Source organism: Bacillus sp. T-10(2022) (assembly GCF_056502895.1).
Genome location: NZ_CP113518.1, coordinates 5,282,994 through 5,307,543, shown reverse-complemented (window position 1 = coordinate 5,307,543; position 24,550 = coordinate 5,282,994). Strand labels below are relative to the sequence as shown.

Sequence of the window (24,550 nt, the reverse complement as noted above, 5' to 3'; positions counted from 1 at the left end):
CATCATAAAATGAATATACTTTTCTGTCAATATATAATTGAAAATGATTCTCAAATTCGTTGACATAATCCTGTTTAGACCAGTAAAATATTACTATACAAACGTGATTGGAAAGGTAACTGGATATGTTATTAAAAAATTCATGGCAGAAATGGATGGGGCTGTTCATTACCATTCTTTTGCTGCTGTTTTTACTGTGCTCAAGTATTGTATACGGTTATACAGATACAACATGGAAAATGGCCATCGATGCTTTTACCGATTTCAATGGGACGAATGAACACATTGTCATTCAATCAGTCAGACTTCCGCGGGCCCTGATCGCTTCGGCAATCGGTGCAAGTTTGGCCATTTCGGGGGTGTTAATGCAAACGCTAACTAAAAACCCCCTCGCATCTCCAGATATATTCGGGGTCAACGCCGGGGCGGGATTGGCGGTTGTCACTGGGGTCACCGTTTTTGGAATAAGCAATCTTCAAGTATTCACATGGCTGTCATTCATAGGGGCGGCCATAGCCGCGATAAGCATATATATGATTGGAAGCATGGGACGAGGCGGCTTGACACCTATGAAGCTGACATTGGCTGGTGCAGCCATGACGGCCATGGTAGCTTCACTTACACAAGGTCTTCTTGTTTCCAATGAGGCTCTTTTAGAGCAAGTCCTATTCTGGCTTGCCGGATCCGTATCCGGTAGAAGTCTGGACAATTTAGTTGCCGTCCTGCCTTATCTTGTCGTAGGCTGGGGCCTTGCATTGATCATGTCCGGTAAAATGAATGTGTTGTCCATGGGTGAGGATGTTGCAAAAGGTCTTGGATTGAATATAGTTTTCCTTAAGCTGGTTCTGGGGCTGGCAATCATCCTGCTCGCTGGCGGATCAGTGGCAGTTGCGGGTCCGATTGGCTTTATAGGAATCGTCGTTCCGCATCTTACCCGTTCCGTAGTAGGCATCGATCATCGCTGGCTGATTCCCTTCTCTGGACTTTTCGGGGCGGTGCTTTTGATTGCAGCCGATGTCATATCGAGGTATATCCTGATGCCTCGAGAAGTTCCGGTCGGAGTCATGACAGCCATAATAGGGACCCCATTCTTTATTTATATAGCTAGAAAGGGGTTCAGCGGTCGATGAAGTCATATAAGAGCTTTCGTTTGTTTAATGAAAAAATATCATTCTTGATGGATAAAAAAGCCATGATCGTGATTTTCATATTATTTGTAGTCACTTCACTAGTGTTTGTGATCAGTACTGGAGTGGGTGAAATGAATATAAATCCGCTAAGTGTCCTCCAGGTCCTTTTCGGAGGGGGAGCGGAGAGCGATCGGCTTATCATCCAATCTTTCCGCCTGCCTAGAATAATTGTTGCCCTGTTGGTGGGGATGGGCCTTGCTGTAGCTGGCGGAATCCTTCAAGGGATGATTCGGAATCCACTTGCTTCGCCTGATATCTTGGGAATAACGGGAGGAGCGACAGTGGCGGTCGTTGGATTCTTGGCCATTTTTAGCGATAAGAATCATTCATTGACGGTGAGCATCAACTGGCTGCCGTTAGCTGCGTTCATTGGGGCGACAGTCGTGGCCTTACTTGTTTATTCCTTAGCCTGGAAAAATGGAGTCCCCCCGATAAGGCTTGTATTGATCGGGATTGGGGTAATGGCTTTAATGAAGGCACTCACTACGATGATGATGATCCTTGGCCCAGTCTATCAAGCGAGCCAGGCAAACCTCTGGATCACGGGGTCAGTGTCTAACTCCACCTGGAATAATATCGCTGTTCTGGCACCATGGACGATTCTATTCCTGTTAATCGCCTTCCTGTATGCCAGAAATATTAATTTACAGGAGCTAGGCGATGACCTTGCAACGGGTCTTGGGGGACATATCCAAAAACAACGGTTTACATTATTGATGATCAGTACGGCCTTGATTGGTGGTTCCACAGCTTTTGCTGGAGGAATAGGTTTTGTGGGATTAATGGCCCCCCACATGGCCAGAAGGCTTGTTGGTTCTAGTTTTGGAGTTTTACTGCCCACTTCAGCTTTGCTTGGGGGCATCCTGGTCATGGTGGCGGATTTGATTGGACGGACCCTATTCTCACCTTTGGAAATACCGGCTGGTGTCTTCACAGCGAGCATCGGGGCACCATACTTCATTTATTTACTTTATAAAACGAGGAATTCGTAACTCCGGTAAATGTAGAAAGAAGCAGTCATCCTAAAGATGGCTGCTTCTTTATTAATTAAGCTTCTTTAGAAACTTCGATTTCGATGGTAAGCGTGATTTGATCGCCGATCAGTACGCCGCCTGTTTCTAAAGCCGCGTTATAGGTTAAACCATAATCACTGCGTTTGACTTTACCTTTTCCGCTAAAGCCTGCTTTTTCATTTCCCCATGGATCTTTTCCTTGGCCTTCGAAGGTGATGCTGAAAGTTTCTTCTTGTGTGATTCCATTAAGAGTCACATTTCCAGTTACATCGTATTCATCTTCATCCGTTTTCATAATTTTTGTTGATTTGAATGTTAATGTAGGATTTTTTTCTACATCAAAGAAGTCAGCGGAACGCAAGTGATTATCCCGGTCTGCATTGCGTGTGTCAATACTGGCCACATCAACGGTAAAATCGATTTCTGCAGTTGTTAGATCCAATGGGTTTGCTAGAATGTTTGCTTCGAACTTATTAAAACTTCCTTTTACTTTAGCGATCATCATATGTTTTACGGAAAATTCAATAGCACTGTGAGTCGGGTCGACTGACCATTTTGTATTTGTCATGCTTATTCCTCCTAATTATTAATCTTGAATTTATATATCTTTAATTTGAGATATCTTAACTTAATGTAATTATAAGAGGTGGAAGCAATAGTGTCAACTGAAAGTTTTCCTTAATTTTGAAAACATGAAAAACCCTGTGCATTTATGGGGTGCAGGGTCTCAGTTTTTATGAAGGTTTATTAAACCTCGAACGTCGATTTCAACTCCAGGCATCGCTTTCCGCGGGCGGTCCGGGAGCCTCCTCGGCGCCTTGCGCCTGCGGGGTCTCCCCTCGACCCGCTTTTCCGGCAGGAGTCTCGCACCTTCCGTTCCAGTTCCAATCAATTTTGTTTTGAAATTTTAGGTAAAACCCATTTTGTCTACAAACTCAAACCCTGTGCATTTATGGGGCACAGGGTTTTTAATTATGAAGAAAAGTAAAGCTTACTACCTTTATTAATTGGCATGTTCTTTCTCTTCTTGATCGGTCACTTTACTTGGCCAAAAGGCACGGCGGCCAAGCAGGGAGGTGATCGCAGGAACAAGGAACGGTCGCACAATGAATGTGTCCATTAACACACCAAGAGCAGTAATGAGCCCGAATTGAACCAATACTTGAATCGGAAGTGTGGCTAGAACGGAAAAAGTGGCTGCCAGGATTATTCCGGCGGAAGTGATGACACCGCTAGTTTCGGCAACGCCTTTTCTGATGGCCTGCTTGATTGGCATCGTTTCTTTCTTACGCCAAATACTTGAAACCATGAAAATGTTATAGTCTTCTCCAAGTGCAACAAGGAATACGAAAGAATAAAGTGGAATCGTCCCCTCTATGGCATCGACACCCATGAAATAGTGCAGGATTATCCAACCTAAGCCCATAGCTGCAAAGAATGAGAGAATGACTGTCCCCATTAAATACACCATTGCTGTCACAGATCGCAAGTAGGCTAAAAGAAGCAAGGAAATCAGGACGATGATGATCGGGATGATCATGAATTCATCGGCTTTTACGGTATCCCTTTTATCGAATTGCGTCGCAGTTTGCCCGCCAATCCAAACCTTATCTTCGACGGAAGATATATTGGCGGCCTTCAATTCTTTCTCCGCAATTGTGCGGATTTCCGGAATGGAATCAATTGCCTCGATATCATATGGGTTGATGTTGAATTTGACCTCATAGGATTGCAGATCTTCATTGGATTTACTTGTGACTGGATCGGCCACACTTTCAACAATATTCATTCCTTCAATTGCCTGGGCTAAATCGATATCTTCACCATCCGTGTCGACAACCACTGTGGCTGGTGCCAGTTCGCCCGGTGAGTACGAGTCGGAAATGACAGAATAGCCTTCACGGGAGTTCATATCTTCAGGAAAGGAAGAGAGAATATCATATGAATATTTTATTTGTGAAGAATATCCAGCTAATACACTGAAGATGATCAAGCATGTAAGAATGACGGTCCATGGCTTGGTTGTGACGATATGACCAATCCAGTTACCGATGCGGCCTTCTTTATGCTTTTTGACGGCTTTTCCCTTTTTCTTGGCCCGTGTTTCTTCCATTTCTGGTGTACGCGGAACGATTGGGTAGAAGGAAGCCCTTCCGAATACAGAAAGCAATGCCGGTACAAGTGTTAAAGCTGCCATCATCATGATTAAAATCGACAAGCTGAATGGTACAGCGAAACGGTGGTAGGCTCCGTATTTCGCTACAAGCAATGTTAGCAGCGAGATGACGATCGTAAGGCCGCTCATCGCAATGGCGCCTGATGAATCTTTGAATGCAGAGATCATGGCTTTCCGTTTGCTTTCATGATTTCTTAATTCACTTCTGTAGTGAGAAATTAAAAATAGACAATAATCCGTTCCGGCACCGAATAATAATACGGTCATGATCGAAATGGCCTGTGAATCGACTGTGATCCAACCATGATCTGCCATGAATCCAAGGATCGGGCTTGTGACAATATAGGCGAAGCCTACTCCGATTAAAGGAATGATTGCTAAAAGCGGGGAACGGTAAATGAGTAATAATACGACAAGTACAAGTATTACGGTCGCTAATAGCAATTTAAAATCAGCACCCGAAAATAATCCCGTTGCATCGACGGATATCCCTACAGGGCCTGTCACTCGAAGTGATAATTCATCTGAACCTGTCGGGACCTTGAATGGGTCCGATCCAATGCGTTCCGATACTGTTTCATTAATGCTTTCAAGATTTTTTTCAAGAATTTCAGTCTCGGTCTTTTCTTTAAAGAAAAGCGGCTGTACGAAAGTCGTTCCATCTTCTGAAACCGATCCTTGAAGAGCAGGCAACGGAATTTCATGAAGCGGCGGTAAAAAAGATTGCTGCGTCAATGGGTTATCTGTCAGTTCCTTGGAAAGGTACTGGATTTCGGCCAAGTCGGCCTCTGTCAGTCCACCCTCCCGATGCCATGTAAGCAGGGCAGGTATTCCAGAGGAATTTGGAAACTCTTCTTTAATAAGTTCATCAGCCACGACGGAAGGTGAGTCTTCAGGCAAGTCAGCGGCATTATTTGCTGTTCGATCATTAACGGCAGGCAATGTGATGGTTAATCCGATTGCTGCAATTATCCATACAGCAATGACAACCCAACGACTGATTTTTCCCGTCATCATCCTGCCAAGTCTTCCTAATATTGATTCGTCCAATGAAGGCACCCCGCTTTTTGAATTTTTTATCCTTAGTTCATTATAATGGTGTGCTATTGACATATACAAAAATGGGTATGCTCACTCCATTTTTCTACTAAATGCTTCAAAGCTTTCTTATCATTATATGATTCAGACCAGTTGTTATTGGCAAGAAATATGCTCATCGATACATAGGGAAAAGTACTTTTTAACTAATTACAATTAAATTCGAAGATTGAGGAGTGAAATATAGGGAATAGGGGAAAGTATAGTAGTATTGTGGATTTTATTAACAGAGGAGGGATTTTTTTGTCTGATAAATCTAAAAAAACAAATGATGAATCGAAAGAAACATTAACGAACAGGCAAGGGCACCCGGTAACGAATAACCAGAGTATTAGAACTGTAGGGAACAGAGGACCTAGTACACTTGAGAACTATGATTTCCTGGAAAAAATCAGCCACTTCGATAGGGAGCGCATTCCTGAACGGGTCGTGCATGCCCGGGGTGCAGGTGCACATGGTTATTTCGTTCCGACCGGTAAAGCGGGGGACGAGCCTATTTCAAAATATACGAGAGCGAAGGTTTTTCAGGAAGAAGGTAAAAAAACCCCGGTATTCGTGAGATTCTCATCTGTTATTCATGGGGGGACGTCCCCGGAAACGTTACGTGATCCCAGGGGATTTGCCGTTAAATTTTATACGGAAGATGGCAACTGGGATCTTGTGGGCAATAACTTGAAAATTTTCTTCATCCGTGATGCCATGAAATTCCCGGATTTGATTCATGCCTTCAAACCGGATCCGGTCACGAATATTCAGGACGGCAGGAGGATTTTTGATTTTTGTGCGAGTTCGCCTGAAACATTCCATATGGTTACCTTTGTGTTTTCCCCATGGGGCATACCAGCTAACTACCGCATGATGCAGGGGTCAGGGGTCAATACTTATAAATGGGTGAATGAGGAAGGGAAAGCAGTGCTTGTCAAGTATCATTGGGAACCGAAACAAGGGATCAAGAACCTGACACAGCAAGAGGCCAATGAAATTCAAGCTACGAATTTCAATCATGCCACACAGGATCTATATGAAGCGATCGAACGCGGGGACTATCCTGAATGGGATCTCAACGTACAAATCATGAGTGATGATGATCATCCTGAGTTGGATTTTGATCCGCTGGATGATACGAAGATCTGGCCGAAAGATGAGTTCCCTTGGCTGCATGTCGGTACGATGGTATTGAATAAAAACCCTGAAGACTATTTCACTGAAGTCGAACAGGTTGCATTCGGCACAGGTGTACTAGTGGATGGGCTGGACTTTTCTGATGACAAGATGTTACAGGGACGTACATTCTCTTATTCCGATACACAACGTCACCGGGTTGGTGCGAATTATCTGCAATTGCCGATCAATGCTCCGAAGAAACGAACAGCCACGAATCAGACTGGCGGACAGATGCAATATGAAGTTGGCAGAGGCAGCCAAAGCCCCCACATCAACTACGAACCATCAACTGTCGGCGGCTTGAAAGAAGCTAAGCAGACGGGCAAGGAGTATACACCTATGGTGGAAGGGAAACTTGTTCGTGAGACAATCGATCGCCAAAACAATACGAAACAGGCCGGGGAAACATTCCGTGAATTCGAGGATTGGGAAAAGGACGATTTAATTTCCAATTTAGTGGCGGCATTGGCTCCTGCCGACAAGCGCATTCAGGAAAAAATGATAGCACTTGCCGAAGAGGCCGATGAAGAGTATGGCCGCAGATTGAAAGAGGGACTGGCCTCGGCTTCTGAACATACGGAATCTTCAAAACCACTTGGTGGGTCGGATAACCCTGAGGACGCTGTTAGTAAAGGACATGAAGCGGATCCATATTGATTGGACTAAAAAAGAGGCAAACTTCCCTTTAAAGGGGTTTGCCTCTTTTTTTAATGGGCATAATTGATGGATGTGTGGAATGTTCTTCTGATGATGCCTTGAAAATCAAGTGGGAAATTGATTGGCAAAAAACTTGATAATCATTTAAACTGAAACTACTCTATTTTTCTCTTATAAAGGAGATGAAAAAATGATTAAATTTCTTTCTGCCCTTTTCCTTCCTTGTCTACTTGTCATGCTATTTTCAAGAGTCACCTATAACAATGTCGTGGGCCTTGTTTTAACTGTTGCCTTGATTACAGCTTCCGCATATAAAGGTTATACGCATACAAACTTATTGATCATCGTCGATGCCTTATCCCTGACAGTGGGATTTTGGTTATCAAAAAGAATGATGAAACGTACATCCAAGAGCGCCTGACACAAAAGGTGCTTTTTTTGTACCCAAACTTGTCATTCTCCTCAACACATCATGAAGTCCATAAAACAAAAATAGAATGGATGTTCGCTTATTGCTGGTTTGTTTTAAGGCTATTGTGGTAGAATGTGTATATATGCTTTATCAAACCGGAATAAATAGAAGGGATATAGGCATGTCCCGTTTTCATATAAAAATATTTCAATAGGAGGCTATGCTTGGTGAAGGATAAGTTTGAGTTAGTCTCAAAATACTCTCCTCAAGGAGATCAGCCGGCAGCAATTGAAATGCTGGTCGAAGGGATTAAGGAAGGCAAGGAAATGCAGACGTTATTGGGGGCAACGGGGACAGGGAAAACGTTCACCGTTTCCAATGTGATTCAAAGAATCAATAAACCGACTCTTGTCATTGCCCACAATAAAACGTTGGCAGGGCAGCTTTATAGTGAGTTCAAAGAGTTCTTCCCTAATAATGCCGTTGAGTACTTCGTTAGCTATTATGATTACTACCAGCCAGAGGCTTATGTTCCATCCACGGATACATTCATCGAAAAAGATGCAAGCATCAATGATGAAATCGATAAACTGCGTCACTCGGCAACCTCGTCCTTGTTCGAAAGGAAAGATGTCATCATCATTGCCAGTGTTTCGTGCATATATGGACTCGGTTCTCCTGAAGAGTACCGGGAGATGGTCGTTTCCCTCCGAACAGGAATGGAGATAGACCGGAATGCCTTGCTGCACAGACTCGTGGATATTCAATATGAACGTAATGATATTGCTTTCCAACGGGGGACCTTCCGTGTTCGCGGCGACGTGGTCGAAATTTTCCCGGCCTCACGTGATGAACATTGCGTACGGGTAGAGTTTTTCGGGGATGAGATTGACCGTATTCGTGAAGTCGATGCCCTGACTGGCGAAATTACCGGTGAACGAGATCATATCGCCATTTTCCCGGCTTCCCACTTCGTAACCCGCGAAGAGAAAATGCGGATAGCCATTCAAAATATCGAAACGGAACTGGAAGAGCGATTGAAGGAATTAAGGGAAGATGAAAAACTCCTTGAAGCGCAGCGCTTGGAGCAGCGGACCCGTTATGATCTGGAAATGATGCGGGAAATGGGCTTTTGTTCAGGGATCGAGAACTATTCCCGCCATTTAACCCTTCGTCCCTCAGGTGCAACACCATACACTTTAATAGATTACTTTCCAGAGGACTTCCTATTGGTTGTGGATGAATCACACGTAACCCTTTCGCAGATCCGCGGAATGTTCAATGGAGATCAGGCGCGTAAGCAAGTGCTCGTCGATCATGGCTTCCGTCTGCCGTCTGCAAAAGATAACCGGCCGCTAAGGTTTGAAGAATTTGAAAAAAAGGTCCATCAATCCATATTCGTTTCGGCAACTCCGGGACCATATGAACTCGAACATACGCCAGAAATGGTTCAGCAGATCATCCGTCCTACCGGATTGCTGGATCCGACGGTAGAAGTGCGGCCGATTGAAGGGCAGATAGATGACTTGATCGGTGAAATACAGGAGCGCGTTAAAAAGAATGAGCGTGTGCTCATAACGACCTTGACGAAAAAGATGTCTGAGGATTTAACTGATTATTTAAAGGAAATCGGCATCAAGGTCCAATATCTTCATTCGGAAGTGAAGACCTTGGAAAGGATAGAAATCATCCGGGAACTCCGAATGGGCAAATATGATGTTCTTGTTGGGATAAATCTTTTAAGGGAAGGCCTCGATATTCCGGAAGTGTCGTTAGTGACCATTCTGGATGCCGATAAAGAAGGGTTCCTTCGCTCGGAACGTTCGCTTATTCAAACGATGGGCCGTGCAGCCCGTAATGCCAACGGCCACGTCATCATGTATGCAGACCGCATCACGAATTCGATGGAACTTGCCATCAATGAAACGAGGCGGCGCCGTGAAATTCAGGAAAATTATAATAAAAAGCATGGAATAATGCCTCAAACCATTCAAAAGGATATCCGTGACTCCATAAGGGCGACTCATGTAGCCGAAGAAGGCGAAGAGTATAAGGAAGATCTTGCACCAAGCCTTGCGAAGCTCCCTAAAAAAGAGCGTTTAAAAGTGATGGCAAGCATGGAAAAAGAAATGAAGGAAGCGGCAAAGGCACTGGACTTCGAGCGAGCTGCCGAGCTGCGTGATTTATTACTAGAGTTAAAAGCGGAAGGGTGACGAAACATGGCAATGGATAAAATTGTGATAAAAGGCGCCAGGGCCAACAATTTAAAGAATATTGATATCACGATACCGAGAGACAAACTTGTTGTGCTGACCGGATTATCCGGATCTGGGAAGTCTTCCTTGGCTTTTGATACGATTTATGCAGAAGGGCAAAGACGTTATGTAGAATCACTGTCCGCTTATGCTCGTCAATTCTTAGGCCAAGTGGATAAACCGGATGTCGATGCGATCGAAGGTTTGTCACCAGCCATTTCCATAGACCAGAAAACGACCAGTCGGAATCCTCGTTCAACCGTAGGGACTGTTACGGAGATCTATGATTATTTAAGGCTGTTATTTGCACGGGTCGGGAGACCGACCTGTCCGATCCATAATATTGAAATCACCTCACAAACGATCGAACAAATGGTGGACCGCATTCTTGATTACCCTGAGCGAACCAAGCTTCAAGTATTGGCACCGCTAGTCTCAGGCAGAAAAGGGACACATGCGAAGGTTTTGGAGGAAGTTAAGAAACAAGGATATGTCCGCATTCGTGTGAACGGGGAAATGCATGATCTCAGCGATGAGATCACTCTCGAAAAAAATAAAAAACATTCGATTGAAGTCATCATAGACCGGATCGTCATTAAAGAGGGTATTATGGCCAGGCTTGCAGATTCATTGGAAAGTGCTTTGCAGCTTGGCGAAGGCAAAGTCATCATTGACGTCATGGGTGAGGAAGAGCTGCTGTTCAGTGAACATCATGCTTGTCCATACTGCGGATTTTCGATTGAAGAGTTAGAGCCTAGAATGTTTTCCTTCAATAGTCCGTTTGGGGCCTGCCCGGATTGTGATGGCTTGGGTGCAAGGCTTGAGGTGGACCGTGATCTGGTCATCCCGAATAACGAATTAAGCCTCCGTCAACATGCAATTGCGCCATGGGAGCCGACGAGTTCTCAATATTATCCTCAGCTCCTTGAAGCGGTGGCAAACCATTATGGGATAGATATGGATGTGCCCGTTAAAGATTTACCGGAAGAGAAGATGGATAAGGTCTTGCTTGGTTCAGGTAAAGATAAGATATATTTCCGGTATAAAAATGATTTTGGAAGAGTGCAAGAAGGATATATTCCTTTTGAAGGAGTTTTAAGAAACATCGAAAGGCGCTTCAAGGAGACGAGTTCTGACTTTATTCGTGAGCAAATGCAGAAATACATGTCAGAACATCACTGTCCAACCTGTAAGGGTCATCGATTGAAAAAAGAGAGTCTTTCCGTGCTCATTCAAGGTGTCCATATAAGTGAAACGACAGCTTTATCAGTGGAGGATGCGTTAGTATTTTTCGATAAGCTTGATTTGACTGAAAAAGAAGCTGCAATTGCGAGATTGATTTTACGTGAAATTCGTGAGCGGCTTGGTTTCCTGGCTAATGTAGGTTTGGAATATTTGACGTTGAGCAGGGCAGCGGGAACATTATCAGGCGGTGAAGCGCAGCGTATAAGATTGGCGACACAGATCGGTTCCCGATTGACGGGAGTCCTATATATTTTGGATGAACCTTCAATAGGGCTGCATCAGAGGGATAACGATCGATTGATCGAAACATTGAAGAATATGCGCGAAATCGGCAACACACTCATTGTTGTCGAGCATGATGAAGATACGATGATTGCTGCGGATTATTTGATCGATGTTGGTCCTGGAGCAGGAGCGCATGGAGGGGAAATAGTGGCCGCTGGAACTCCGGAAGAGGTCATGAATAATCCTAAATCCTTAACGGGGCAATATTTAGCAGGGAAGAAATTCATTCCATTGCCATTGGAACGCCGGAAAAATGATGGCCGTGTCATTGAGATAAAAGGTGCCAAGGAAAATAATTTAAAAAACGTTAATGTGAAATTCCCGCTTGGGGTCTTTACAGCCGTAACGGGAGTCTCGGGATCAGGGAAAAGTACATTGGTGAATGAGATCCTCCATAAGTCATTGGCTCAAAAGCTGAACCGGGCAAAAGCCAGACCAGGCGATTTCCGTGAAATCAAGGGAATTGAGCATTTAGATAAAGTCATTGATATTGACCAATCACCAATTGGCAGGACCCCACGATCCAATCCAGCTACCTATACGGGTGTATTCGATGATGTTCGTGACGTGTTTGCCTCGACTAATGAAGCTAAGATCCGCGGTTATAAAAAAGGAAGGTTCAGTTTCAATGTGAAGGGCGGACGCTGTGAGGCATGCCGTGGTGATGGCATTATCAAGATTGAAATGCATTTTCTCCCAGATGTCTATGTCCCATGTGAAATCTGTCATGGTAAACGTTATAACCGGGAAACTCTAGAAGTGAAATATAAAGGGAAAAACATATCCGACATTCTCGATATGACAGTCGAGGAAGGCGTTAGTTTCTTTGAAAATATCCCAAAAATCAAACGGAAGCTACAAACGATTTATGACGTTGGTTTGGGTTATATCAAGCTCGGACAGCCTGCCACCACTTTATCAGGCGGTGAAGCGCAAAGGGTGAAACTTGCTTCTGAATTGCATCGCCGATCCACTGGGCGCTCCTTCTATATCTTGGATGAACCAACTACCGGTCTACATGTCCACGATATAGCAAGGCTGCTCCAGGTTCTGCAGCGGCTGGTTGACAATGGGGATACCGTTTTGGTGATCGAGCATAATCTGGATGTCATCAAGACGGCGGACCATATTATTGACCTGGGACCGGAAGGCGGAGATAAGGGCGGTACGATCGTCACTTATGGAACACCTGAAAAAATATGTGAAGTTTCCGAATCGTACACGGGGAAATACTTAAAACCTGTACTTACCCGTGATCAAATCCGCATGGAAAATTGGATTGAAGAAAAAGAAACGGAGCATGAACATGCTTAAAAGAACAAGCCTTCAGACTTGTTTCAGTTTGGAACCCAAATCCGGAATGGTCTGATCCTAACCATGATTTTAAAACAAAACTTGATTATCCTTAGTGGTTTTTTACGGTAATCCTTAATGGATTGAAGAAATTTGCGACACTCCTGCCGAATAGCTGGCTAGCCAAGACCCCACAGCCGCTTGCGGTGAGGAGGCTTGGCAGACAGTCGGCGGAAAGGGAGCGGATTTCTGAAATCAATGGAACGGGTTTTTATAAAAAAACTGCAGGCAAACTCGTTTTCTTCGAATTTGTCTATAGTCTGAACAAGCCATCTGGCTTGTTTTTTTGTAGAAAAATGACGGTGTGCATTTAATCAATCATTTGATTAAAGAATAGGAAAAGGAGATATTTCCGGGGAAATCATACATCTTCCTTTTCGGAAATTGTCATTTTCCTTTGTCGAATGATGGGAAAAACGGTATTTATGAAACTTTTTAGATATCTAGGCGTATGTATGAATAAAATGATAGAAGAAAGCGAGGAATGTTCATGCAGGAGGAAAGAAAGAAGATTTTAGAAATGATTCAGGATGGAAAGTTATCAGCGGAAGAAGCCATGGGCCTTTTGGAAGAATTAGAAAAAGCCAGTCAGGAAAGTGAAGCTAAGGAGCAGAAATTGCAAAACGAATTATCGACGGTGGTCGTGGATAAGAAAAGCGAAGGAAGCACTCAGGATACGTTTAAAAAGAATATCCAGTCATCGAAAGAAAAGATTATTGATTTCGTTGAAAGTGCTTTTAAGAAAATCAAAGAAACGGATCTTGATTTCAATTTCGGGAAATCTGTGGAGGTCAGTCATATTTTTCAGCATGATCATGATTTCCTGGATGAGGTTGATGTAGATATAGCAAATGGGAAAATAAAAATCGCCGCATGGGACCATAATGATGTCCGGGTTGAATGCCAAGCTAAGGTATACCGTGTGGAAGAAATAGAAGAAGCCAGGAAAAACTTTTTGGAAGAAGTCGATTTCACGATTGAAAATGGAAAATTGAAGTTCAAGGTTCGTGAAAAATCCATAAAGGTTGATACGATCATGTACATTCCAAGGAAGGAATATGAGGACATTCATGTAAGGATGTTCAATGGCGCAATCACGACTGAATCACTGAAATCAGAGAAGCTTAAAGCGAAAACGGCGAATGGTGCCATTCATATCATGCAGGGTACGGGTGATTTCTGTGAGCTTGAAACAGGTAATGGGATGATCACCATTTCAGATACCAACTTTAATGACTTGGAAGCCGAGACCCTGAATGGAGCGATTAATGCCGATGGATACTTCAAGAAATTGGATGTCCAAACGTTCAATGGGGAAATCATCTGTACGAATTCAGGGATGGATTGCGATTCGATCCATGCTAAGTCAGTCACAGGAAAAGTCCAGCTGACCCTGCCGCCAGGTAAGGCGATCGAAGGAGAATTGAAATCAAATTTAGGAAGCTTTAATGTAACTTTGGAAGGGATGACAATCATCGAAGAGAAAAGTGATGTGGTTCAGAAGGTCCTTAAGTTTAAGACGGTTAAAGAAGTGGTTCCTGTGCTTCATGTTTTTGCAGAAACCAAGACTGCAGCGATAACGGTTTCCTGAAGAAAGGGAAAACCCGTTGATACCACTGGCGGCTCAAACTGTAGGCAAACTCGATGGAAAACGAGTTTGCCTGCATTTTTTTATGGCTTGTTCTCTAAATTTAATAACAAGGTTGATTGAAGAGGAAGGTACGAGACTCCTGCTTAGAAAAGCGCGTCTAGGGGAGACCCCGCAGGCGCAAGCCGAGGAGGCTCCACGACCGCCCGCGGAAAGCGAGTTTCTTGAGCGGAAATCAACATCCAATTTGTATCGAAACCATACCTCAGGAGTTGCTTTGGAGTTGGTTCGGGAACATCATTTGATGAAAGATACGTTTCCAATCCCTTTTGTCTGCAAAGTGAGCCTGCCAATATAAATGGGGGGCTTTCTTTTATTGATGTAATGTTCCTCTCATCCTTTCCTGTTCACGTGGGCAATCCGGGTGGAGTGAATAAAAAAACAATAAATCGATAATGCTTTGTTTGGTTATTAACAGAAAAATGCTAAAATAGAAAAAGTATCTCAAAAAATAGCATCGCTCCTAAAGGAGGAAAGATATATGGCAAAAGTCCGTACAAAGGATATAGTAGAAGCGTTCGGTCTAGAACTTATCAGTGGGGAAGAAGGAATTAACAGACCGATCGTCACGAGTGATTTATCTCGTCCCGGACTTGAAATAGCCGGTTTTTTTGATTATTATCCCGCAGATCGAGTACAGCTTTTAGGTATGACGGAGATGTCCTTTTTTAATCGGCTGAATGAACCGGATCGAGTACAGAGGATGGAAGAGTTATGCAGAGACTTTACTCCAGGCATCATCATTACGCGTGGTCAGGAAGTACCGATAGAATTGATCGAAGCTTCTGAGCGGGAATCCGTTCCTGTGATGAGATCTAATATGAAGACAACAAGGTTATACAGCCGTCTGACCAATTTCCTGGAAAGCAGGTTGGCACCAACCACTGCAGTTCATGGTGTATTGGTGGATATCTATGGGTTAGGTGTGTTGATCACCGGGAAAAGCGGCGTCGGTAAAAGTGAGACAGCCCTGGAATTAGTGAAACGGGGTCATCGTCTCGTAGCAGATGACTGCGTCGAAATCAGGCAGGAAGACCAAGATACGCTGGTCGGGAATGCCCCGGATTTAATCGAACATCTTCTAGAAATAAGAGGATTGGGAATCATTAATGTAATGACACTTTTTGGAGCTGGCGCAGTCCGCAGCAATAAAAAGATCTCAATCGTCATCAATCTGGAACTATGGGAAAAAAACAAGCAGTATGACCGGGTTGGCCTTGATGAAGAAAAAATGAAGATCATCGATACGGAAGTAACGAAAATTACCGTGCCTGTCCGTCCAGGGCGAAATTTAGCTGTCATCATTGAAGTGGCAGCCATGAATTACCGCCTGAAGCGTATGGGAGTAAATGCAGCGGAACAGTTTTCTGATCGCTTGAACCATGCAATTGCAGATCCGGAACATGATGAATTTTAAAAGGTTATAAGAAAAGAGGGGACAAAATGGAACAAGGAATACAGCCGCTGAATCCAATTGCGATAGATCTAGGTCCCATCCAGGTACATTGGTATGGACTAATCATCGGTTTCGGTGTGTTATTGGGTCTTATTATCGCTTTAAGGGAATCTGAGCGAAGAGGTCTTGATAAGGAAATTTTTACTGACATGATTTTGTTTGCTGTCCCAATCGCGATCATTAGTGCACGTATTTATTATGTGATTTTCCAATGGGAGTACTATTCACAAAACCCAGGAGATATCATAAAAATATGGAATGGCGGAATTGCCATACATGGTGCGTTGATCGGGTCGGTACTGACTGCAATCGTGTTTGCCAAGGTCAAGAAAGTCTCATTTTGGAAGCTGGCGGATATTGCTGCACCGAGCTTATTGTTGGGGCAGGCGATTGGCCGTTGGGGTAATTTCATGAATCAGGAAGCGCATGGGGGAGAAATAACAAGGTCATTCCTGGAAAATATGCATTTGCCAGAATTCATCATTAATCAAATGTACATAAACGGTACGTATTATCACCCGACCTTTTTGTATGAATCGATTTGGAATATCGTCGGTGTCATTATTCTCTTAAGTTTACGGAAAGTGAACTTGCGCAGGGGGGAACTATTTTTAACCTATGTAATATGGTATTCCATCGGCCGTTATTACATTGAAGGTTTGCGGACGGATAGTTTGATGCTGACGGAATCACTGCGTATCGCACAAGTGATCTCGATTGTGTTGGTAGCAGCAGCCATTGCTTTAGTGGTCTATAGAAGGGTCCGTGGGCATGCAGACAAAAGATATTTAGATGCATAGGGAATATGTGTAAAGGGAGAGGGCATAGTGATAGTGGATTCGGTTAAAAAGGGACTTCTTTCAGGCTTGAATACAACCTGGTCTTTGGGAAAAGTGATATTTCCAGTTACTCTGATCGTTACTGTGCTTCAATATACACCTGTTTTGCCATTCATCATTAACTTGATAGCGCCTTTGATGAATCTCATCGGTCTTCCAGGAGATGCGGCAATTCCGCTCGTGTTAGGTAATTTCCTGAATTTGTACGCAGCGATCGCTGGCATATTAACGCTTGATTTGACTGTGAAAGAAGTTTTCATTATCGCTATGATGCTATCTTTTTCACATAATTTATTGATCGAGTCAGGTGTGGCGATGAAAACCGGTGTCAAGCTGTGGATCATCCTGACAGTACGGATCGGGCTTGCGCTTTTGTCAGCGGTCGTCATCAATCTTGTTTGGCAGGGCGGATCTGAAATGGCCCAAGGAGTGGCTATCGGGGAGGCAGCAGAGATTAACGGAGCGGGTGCAATCCTATTACATGGGATCATCCAGGCCCTTTCCGGAATTGCTCAGCTGGCAGTTATCGTTATTCCGCTCATGGTGGCGGTTCAAATCATGAAAGATTTAAAATGGCTGGAAGCCTTCTCGAAAGCCCTTGCACCCTTCATGAAGGTCCTGGGGATGAAGCCGAATGCTTCCATGCCTTTCGTTACTGGCCTGACTCTCGGTTTGGCATATGGGGCAGGGGTGATGATTCAAGCGGCTAAAGAGGATAATGTTTCGAAGAAGGATATGACGATTGCATTCATCTTTTTAGTTGCCTGCCATGCTGTTGTAGAAGATACACTGATTTTTATTCCGCTGGGGATTCCTGTCTTGCCGTTATTACTTATTCGGATACTCACTGCCATTGTTTTAACGATGGTCGTTGCGTATATATGGAATCGGGCTGACAGGGTACAGAGAAAGGAAGCTGTATATGAACAGTAACATAACTACATTATTATTTGATCTTGATGGGACGTTAATCAATACAAATGAATTGATCATCGCCTCTTTTACAGAAACGTTAAACCACTTTTGTCCTGGAAAGTTCAATCGGGAAGATATCATTCCATTTATCGGACCGACTTTGTTCGATACTTTCTCTTCCATTGATCCAAAACGAGTGGATGAAATGATCGCTTACTATCGGGAGCATAATTGGAGGAACCATGATTTGCTTGTCACACAATTTGACGGTGTGTTCGAAACCGTTCAAACATTGAAGCAGAGCGGCTATAAATTGGCAGTCGTTACGACAAAGAAGCGTGATGTCGTCGAAAAGGGCCTCTGTTTAAGCAAACTGGATCAATTCTTTGATGTGGTGGTCACACTGGATGAGGTGGAAAAAGCAAAGCCGGATCCAGAGCCTTTGGTAAAAGCTTTAAATCAACTCGGTTCGGTTCCTGAAGAAGCGATCATGATTGGCGACAGTTATCATGATATTCTGGGCGGGAAGAACACAGGTACAAAAACGGCAGGCGTCTCATGGTCCATTAGAGGCCGTGAATTCCTGGAAAGCTATCACCCTGATTATATGCTTGAACAGATGGCGGATTTATTGAATATCATTGAGGTTGAAAAGCTCACGGAGGCTAGAAAATGAGACGCACGTCCCGCTATCCAGTTGAAGGGGCTAATTCACTATGGCATGTATATAAGACCGTTCCATTCTGGAAAGTCGTCAAGAATTTTGTGGTGATACAGCTAGCGCGTTATACGCCTTTTCTGGGCATGAAGAATTGGCTGTACAGGACTTTTTTACATATGAAAGTCGGGAAGCATACTTCGTTTGCCTTGATGGTCATGCCCGATGTGATGTTTCCGGAAAAAATATCAGTTGGAAGAAATACTGTCATTGGCTATAATACGACGATTCTTGCTCATGAATATTTGATTCAGGAATATCGTTTAGGAGATGTAGTCATTGGGGATGAAGTATTGATTGGAGCCAATTCGACCATTCTTCCAGGACTTTCAATCGGAAATGGGGCGATTGTCTCTGCAGGTACACTTGTCCATAAGGATGTTCCAGAGGGAGCTTTCGTCGGGGGAAATCCAATGAAAATCATATATACCAAAGAAGAAATGCTTGAAAGGGAGCAGCAAACTTCCTTGTGAAAAAAAGGACTTGCCCATATATGCGGCAGGTCCTTTTTAATGGCATTTTGGGTATAACGGAGTCAGTTCATTCTTTAGATGCTCCATGACTTCGTTGATTGATATATATTCCTGGTTCACCGTCGCCTCATACGTTTCTTTTAAAACACGAAAAAACCTTTCCTGTGCCTGTTTATCCATATTGAGCTTGTCCTCCTATCATCTATTAAAGATTTATGAAGAGGGGGCTGAAAAACTTCAGCCCCATATCTCATTTATTTAATTCCGATTTCAATAAATCGGCAACCAATACGTACCGTTCCGGTGCACTACCAATATATGAAAAAGGATAGCAGGTTGTTACTGTAAGTGTGGCTTTAGGCTTGGGAACGATCACGGTCCGGTCATTTGCATCGACGATACGAACCTTCCTCACTTTATATGTAAACGTACCGGCTTCTGTCTTCGCAATCAGCAAGTCGCCTTCGCCAACTTCGCCTAGATCTCTGAAAATTGTATCTCGGTGACCGGATAAAACGGAATTATCCTTTTCACCTGGGAGGACGGAGCCCGCATAATGACCGACGCCCTTTTCGAGTTCATCTTCGTCCGTTCCGTGATAAATTGGGAGTGTTGCTTCAATTTTTGGAATATAAAGCTTACCCATCAAATCACCTGTCTCCGGTCGTTCTTCATATAGTTCAAGCCCATCGGGAATATTTGCCTTCGCCTTCGGTTCGGGGAGCTTAGCCGTCGCTTCCGTTGTGTCAGATTCATCCCATTTATACAGGGCATAGCCTTTTAACAGTGTATAGGCGTTTGTCGTTGTAAAATAAAAACCTAAGGTTAAAAAGCAAACAGCAGTGACAAGTAACGATTTTTTCTTATGCCTGGATTGCCTATTTTTGCTCATCTTAATTAGTGAGTCTCGCTTTTCTGATCAATCCGAAAGCGATACCCATCAACACTAAACCGATTAAAGCACCGAATAAGTAATGACCGGCCGTTTTAGGAAGCACTCCGCCTTTTTCCGTTTTGTGTTCAGGTTTTGCGGGTTTCTTCTTTTCTTTTTTTACCTCAACCACTTGAGAAATGACCTTGGTGGACTGTTTAATGTCATTACCGGTTTCTTTCACTAAATCGGAACCGATCATTTTACCTGTCAATATAAAATCGAGCAAAAAATTGCCGTTTAAATCATAAATGGAAACTAGTAAACTAGCATTCGTTAATTCCTTAAGCTGGAATAAAGCCTCAAGGGATAGGTTTGTCGTGACACCATCCTGAATTAAGGCGAACTTGAATTGAATTTGCAGCAAGCTTTGAAGATCATTATAAATAGAAAGCAATTCAGCCACTTGTTCTGCAGACAATTCATCAATTGTTTCAAAATACTCAAGTTGATTCATTCTATCGGAGATCGTCATTAAACGAGCTTCAAAAGAAGGGTCTTCGATGATAGGCAAAAGATGGTTCATGAATCTGTCGAGCTCTTCGTCTGTTAGACCGATCTCAGTAAAGAGGCCATCCATTAAATCGATGATCTCTTCATCATAATTCATCTCTTCCTCATCATAATCCATTTCTAAATCGATGATATCCTCAATGTCGTAAATGAAATGGAAGGTATCGATGATGGAATCTCCCTCTTCCAGTTCGCCGTATTCTATTAATAATTCCTTAAGTTCAGCTTCTGTCATTTCATATTGTTTAAGTAGATTCTGTAAGGTCTCAGGAGTGACGGCCGGTCCTAATGTATCACGCAACTCTTCTACCGATTTCAGTTCATTCAATGTTAAGTCGTAATAGGATAAATACTCTTCCAATTCATCTTGTGTCATTCTAACTTCAGAAAGGTATGCATTAAGCTCATCCTGATTGATCTTAGTTGCGGCAAAACCAATCGTTCCGCTTGAACCCAGTGAAAAAAGAACGATAAGTGCCACAAAAAATGAAAAATATTTCTTCATTCCCATTTCCCCCTAAAATTTTATAATATTACCAAACTCCTGAATATTATAAAACAGCTAAACCAAAAGGTATACATTAATAACAATGAATGGCTAAAGATAGGAAGAATCATCTGGGTAAAAAGGTATAATTCCTTGCATTTGGACTTAAATCGATCATGAAGAATATTAAAGATAGCTGTGGTTTGAAGTAATGGAATTAGGCATATTTTCCTTGACGTAAGATGGGAGCGAGAGTAAACTATTAGTAACTTCAACCTGCTACCATATTAGCGAACTAAAGTAATTTAATAGATTATTGTGAGTATTTATATGATTATGTCATTTTATTTGATACTATTTTTATATGTTATCCGAAATTTGGATTTAAGCGTGAAACCTTGGAAAGATAAAGGGATAAACAAAATAAGGAATGGATGCATCGGTTTTTGCCTACAGGCGGACCGATTGGATATAGATAGTAATCAATATTTCAAAAGGATGTGCAGTCGTGACAAAGCCATTTATGTTTGAAAAACCGTTAGGCATGAGAGATACATTGCCGGTGCTGTATGAAACGAAAGTGTCGGCCAGAAATAAAATGAGTGATGAAATCAAGAAGTGGGGCTATCAATTTATTGAAACGCCTGCTTTGGAATATTATGAAACAATTGGCGAGGCTTCGGCAATATTGGATCAACAGTTGTTTAAACTTCTTGATTCACAGGGGCATACGCTCGTACTCCGTCCCGAGATGACAGCCCCCATTGCACGGGTCGCAGCATCCAAATTGTTAAAAGAGCAAATTCCGCTTCGCCTGGCCTATTCCGCGAATGTATACCGGGCACAGCAGCGTGAAGGAGGCAGGCCGGCAGAATTCGAACAGATTGGTATTGAGTGCATCGGAAATAAGGCCATTAGTGCCGATGCTGAAATGATTGCCCTGCTTGCGGATGCTCTAAAGGCTGCCGGGCTTCAGGAATTTAAAATTTCCATTGGGCATATTGGGTTTCTGCAGGAATTTTTCTTGAGCATTCTAGGTACGGAGGAAAGAGCCTCTATATTAAGGAAGTTTTTGTATGAAAAGAATTATGTTGGTTATCGCGAGCATGTTAAATCACTGCCGCTTTCATCCATAGATAAACAACGGCTTATCGAATTTACCTCATTAAGGGGCAGTGAAGGGACCCTGATAAAGGCGCTGGGGTTGGTTGAAAATAATAAAGGGCAGGATTCTTTGGCTGAACTGACGGAATTGTCTGCGCAGCTGAAAGAATTTGGCGTTGAACAATATGTGAGCTTTGATTTAACATTGGTCAGTCATATGAGCTATTACACAGGAACTTTATTTGAAGTGTATGCCGGACAAGTAGGTTCGCCAATCGGCAATGGCGGCCGGTATGATAATCTGCTCGAGAAGTTCGGTTGGAATGCTTCGGCCACAGGTTTTGCAATCCGGGTGGATCGTCTTGCAGAAGCTCTTGGGGAGCCGATCCAGCCTGTCGCGCCAGAATGTATTTTATACAGTCCCGAACGAAGATTGGAAGCCATTGAATTTGCAAGAATTAAACGCTCCGAAGGAAAATTGGTAACGATTCAAGATATTACGGTCGTCCAAAATGTCGATGCCTTTACACGGACATTTTCTGAAGTTCATTTATTCGTAGGGAATGGGGGGTATGGAAAAGATGAATAATAGCTTTTTAACGATTGCCATGCCGAAAGGAAGAATCTTTGAAGAAGCGGCAGAGCTATTAAGAAGGGCCGGTTTTCGTCTCCCTCCCGAGTTTGATGATTCCCGGAAATTGATCCTTGAAGTGGAAGAGGAAAATCTGCGGTTCATTTTAGCTAAACCGATGGATGTCGTAACCTATGTGGAACACGGCGTCGCTGACATTGGAATTGCAGGAAAGGATGTCATGTTAGAGGAAGAACGTGATGTCTATGAGTTACTTGATTTGAAAATCAGTGCCTGCTATTTAGCTGTAGCTGGACTGCCTGGTACGAAAATAAGTGACATCGCCCCTAAAATAGCCAGTAAATATCCGAATGTTGCCTCCAGTTATTTTCGTGAGCAGGGGGAGCAAGTCGAGATTATAAAGTTGAATGGGTCTATTGAGTTAGCACCGTTAATTGGTTTAGCTGAACGAATCGTCGATATCGTTTCAACGGGGCGGACATTGAAGGAAAACGGTCTTGTGGAATATGCAAAAATCGCCAATGTGACTTCGAGGCTGGTGGCAAACCCTGTCAGCTATCGAATCAAAGAAGCAAGGATTACCGAAATCGTAGAACGGCTAGCAGAAATTATTGAATAGTTAAGAATCGCTAATGAGGTGAAGGTATGAAAATAGAACGGTTTGCTGAAGGGATTTCACTGAAACGCTCGGTTGATGCAGGTACTGCCGATCAAAGAAAAGCGGTTCAGGATATTATTTATGATGTCAGGAAAAGCGGAAACGCCGCTTTACATACCTATACCGAACGTTTCGATGGTGTCAGTGCAGGGGAATTACTTGTATCGGAACAGGAAATGGAAGAAGCGACAGCATCCTTAACTGCTGAGCAGCTTGATATTATACAAGAAGCCGCGAATAATATTCGAATGTTTCACGAGAAACAAATTCGAAATTCATGGTTTACGACTGATGATACGGGAACGATGCTAGGACAAAAATTAACACCTCTTGATGCTGTAGGTGTTTATGTACCTGGGGGCACAGCGGCCTATCCTTCCTCAGTACTGATGAATACGTTGCCTGCGAAGGCCGCGGGGGTGGAACGGATCGTTATGGTGTCTCCGCCAGGGAAGGATGGAAAATTATCGCCAGCGGTTTTGGCAGCTGCCAAAATTGCCGGAGTTAAGGAAATCTATAAAGTTGGCGGGGCACAGGCAATAGCTGCTCTAGCTTATGGGACGGAAACGATTAAGAAAGTGGATAAAATAGTGGGTCCAGGAAATATATATGTGGCGTTAGCGAAGCGGGAAGTATTCGGAGATGTCGCCATTGATATGATAGCAGGTCCAAGTGAAATAGCGATATTGGCGGACGAAAACGCCATCGCGGCAGAAGTTGCGGCAGACTTGCTGTCACAGGCGGAGCATGATGCCCGTGCTTGCAGTGTTTTGGTCACGACGTCAACGTCTCTTGCAGAAGAAGTGGCCGCAGAAGTGACCAAGCAGGTGGCGTTACTTCCACGCCATGATATTGCTGCAGCATCCATAAGGGATTATGGAAGGATCGTTGTATGCGGGAATATTGCGGAGGCTGTCGAAGCGATTAATGAACTTGCACCGGAACATTTGGAAATTGTGGCCAATGATGCACTTGAAATCATGGCAAAAATCCGGCATGCCGGGGCAATCTTCATTGGCCGCTTTAGTTCGGAGCCCGTCGGGGATTACTTTGCAGGCCCCAATCATGTGCTGCCCACCAATGGAACCGCCCGTTTTTCCAGCCCGCTGAATGTGGATGATTTCCAAAAGAAATCAAGCATCATCATGTATAGTGAAACGGCTTTCCGCAAAAATGCAGAAAAAATCGCAGCATTTGCCCGAATGGAAGGACTTGAGGCTCACGCCCGTGCCATTGAATCACGTGGTGTGAATGAGTCCGGGAAATAATCCTGAAATATTAAAATACGCGAAATCATTGATATAAAGACTTTTGACATGCTTTTACATCTTGGGAAAAGGGGTCTTACCCCGTTGAGGAGGAGTTGTA

General features: G+C 43.5%; 20 protein-coding genes. 15 read left to right on the top strand and 5 right to left on the bottom strand.

Annotated features, from left to right (window positions below; translation table 11 throughout):
- Positions 1-125 precede the first annotated feature (125 nt).
- Together OSJ91_RS26295 and OSJ91_RS26290 are read left to right on the top strand one after the other, a co-directional pair.
- The gene (locus OSJ91_RS26295; protein ID WP_350300554.1) at positions 126-1,130 is read left to right on the top strand and encodes a FecCD family ABC transporter permease; all 1,005 of its coding nucleotides are present in this window, start codon (positions 126-128) and stop codon (positions 1,128-1,130) included.
- Entirely contained in the window at positions 1,127-2,182 is a 1,056-nt protein-coding gene (locus OSJ91_RS26290; protein WP_402904366.1) for a FecCD family ABC transporter permease, read from the top strand. The genes OSJ91_RS26295 and OSJ91_RS26290 overlap by 4 nt, the downstream gene beginning before the upstream one ends.
- 55 nt (positions 2,183-2,237) lie before the next feature.
- Here the strand turns inward: OSJ91_RS26290 and OSJ91_RS26285 are convergent, their stop codons facing one another.
- Entirely contained in the window at positions 2,238-2,771 is a 534-nt protein-coding gene (locus OSJ91_RS26285; protein WP_485890717.1) for a YceI family protein, read from the bottom strand.
- Positions 2,772-3,206: 435 nt separating this feature from the next.
- Positions 3,207-5,429, bottom strand: a complete 2,223-nt coding sequence (locus OSJ91_RS26280; RefSeq protein ID WP_485890716.1) for an MMPL family transporter — start codon at positions 5,427-5,429, stop codon at positions 3,207-3,209.
- Between the two features lie 285 nt (positions 5,430-5,714).
- Here OSJ91_RS26280 and OSJ91_RS26275 point away from each other — a divergent pair, with 285 nt between their 5' ends.
- The 10 genes from OSJ91_RS26275 to OSJ91_RS26230 all read left to right on the top strand — a co-directional run bounded on the left by OSJ91_RS26275 (position 5,715) and on the right by OSJ91_RS26230 (position 18,897).
- On the top strand, positions 5,715-7,298 hold the full coding sequence (locus OSJ91_RS26275; protein ID WP_485891946.1) for a catalase: 1,584 nt from the start codon (positions 5,715-5,717) through the stop codon (positions 7,296-7,298).
- Positions 7,299-7,488: 190 nt separating this feature from the next.
- Entirely contained in the window at positions 7,489-7,719 is a 231-nt protein-coding gene (locus tag OSJ91_RS26270) for a CsbA family protein (protein ID WP_101223739.1), read from the top strand.
- 218 nt (positions 7,720-7,937) lie between these two features.
- Positions 7,938-9,923 (top strand): excinuclease ABC subunit UvrB, encoded by a 1,986-nt coding sequence (uvrB, locus tag OSJ91_RS26265; protein WP_485890715.1) that lies wholly within the window; start codon positions 7,938-7,940, stop codon positions 9,921-9,923.
- A 6-nt stretch (positions 9,924-9,929) separates the two neighbouring features.
- A complete protein-coding gene (gene uvrA / locus OSJ91_RS26260; protein ID WP_413019959.1) occupies positions 9,930-12,809 on the top strand; it encodes an excinuclease ABC subunit UvrA in 2,880 nt (959 codons plus the stop codon).
- 529 nt (positions 12,810-13,338) lie between these two features.
- Positions 13,339-14,439 (top strand): DUF4097 family beta strand repeat-containing protein, encoded by a 1,101-nt coding sequence (locus tag OSJ91_RS26255; RefSeq protein WP_413019957.1) that lies wholly within the window; start codon positions 13,339-13,341, stop codon positions 14,437-14,439.
- Between the two features lie 538 nt (positions 14,440-14,977).
- On the top strand, positions 14,978-15,913 hold the full coding sequence (gene hprK, locus OSJ91_RS26250) for an HPr(Ser) kinase/phosphatase (RefSeq protein WP_137016681.1): 936 nt from the start codon (positions 14,978-14,980) through the stop codon (positions 15,911-15,913).
- A 26-nt stretch (positions 15,914-15,939) separates the two neighbouring features.
- A complete protein-coding gene (gene lgt / locus OSJ91_RS26245; protein ID WP_241593123.1) occupies positions 15,940-16,752 on the top strand; it encodes a prolipoprotein diacylglyceryl transferase in 813 nt (270 codons plus the stop codon).
- Positions 16,753-16,779: 27 nt separating this feature from the next.
- A complete protein-coding gene (locus OSJ91_RS26240; protein WP_350300547.1) occupies positions 16,780-17,724 on the top strand; it encodes a nucleoside recognition domain-containing protein in 945 nt (314 codons plus the stop codon).
- Positions 17,714-18,382: a pyrophosphatase PpaX gene (ppaX, locus tag OSJ91_RS26235; protein WP_350300546.1), complete on the top strand. Its 669-nt coding sequence runs from the start codon at positions 17,714-17,716 to the stop codon at positions 18,380-18,382. The genes OSJ91_RS26240 and ppaX overlap by 11 nt, the downstream gene beginning before the upstream one ends.
- Complete coding sequence (locus OSJ91_RS26230; protein ID WP_101223732.1) at positions 18,379-18,897, top strand: acyltransferase; 519 nt, start codon at positions 18,379-18,381, stop codon at positions 18,895-18,897. Before ppaX ends, OSJ91_RS26230 begins: the two co-directional genes overlap by 4 nt.
- 36 nt (positions 18,898-18,933) lie before the next feature.
- On the opposite strand, the gene OSJ91_RS26225 is transcribed toward OSJ91_RS26230, so the two are convergent.
- From OSJ91_RS26225 to OSJ91_RS26215, 3 genes are all read right to left on the bottom strand, one after another.
- Positions 18,934-19,077, bottom strand: coding sequence for a hypothetical protein (locus OSJ91_RS26225; protein WP_230176162.1), 144 nt, complete (start codon positions 19,075-19,077; stop codon positions 18,934-18,936).
- 70 nt (positions 19,078-19,147) lie between these two features.
- Positions 19,148-19,789: a class D sortase gene (locus OSJ91_RS26220; protein WP_485890714.1), complete on the bottom strand. Its 642-nt coding sequence runs from the start codon at positions 19,787-19,789 to the stop codon at positions 19,148-19,150.
- Position 19,790: 1 nt separating this feature from the next.
- On the bottom strand, positions 19,791-20,846 hold the full coding sequence (locus OSJ91_RS26215; RefSeq protein WP_350300544.1) for a processed acidic surface protein: 1,056 nt from the start codon (positions 20,844-20,846) through the stop codon (positions 19,791-19,793).
- A 490-nt stretch (positions 20,847-21,336) separates the two neighbouring features.
- Between OSJ91_RS26215 and OSJ91_RS26210 the strand changes: the two genes are divergently transcribed.
- Genes OSJ91_RS26210 through hisD form a run of 3 tightly spaced genes read left to right on the top strand, consistent with a single transcriptional unit; the run spans position 21,337 to position 24,450 of the window.
- Positions 21,337-22,521 (top strand): ATP phosphoribosyltransferase regulatory subunit, encoded by a 1,185-nt coding sequence (locus OSJ91_RS26210; RefSeq protein WP_485890713.1) that lies wholly within the window; start codon positions 21,337-21,339, stop codon positions 22,519-22,521.
- Positions 22,514-23,143 (top strand): ATP phosphoribosyltransferase, encoded by a 630-nt coding sequence (hisG, locus tag OSJ91_RS26205; protein WP_034311625.1) that lies wholly within the window; start codon positions 22,514-22,516, stop codon positions 23,141-23,143. The genes OSJ91_RS26210 and hisG overlap by 8 nt, the downstream gene beginning before the upstream one ends.
- A gap of 26 nt (positions 23,144-23,169) precedes the next feature.
- Positions 23,170-24,450, top strand: a complete 1,281-nt coding sequence (gene hisD / locus OSJ91_RS26200) for a histidinol dehydrogenase (RefSeq protein ID WP_350300542.1) — start codon at positions 23,170-23,172, stop codon at positions 24,448-24,450.
- The last annotated feature ends 100 nt before the right edge of the window (positions 24,451-24,550 follow it).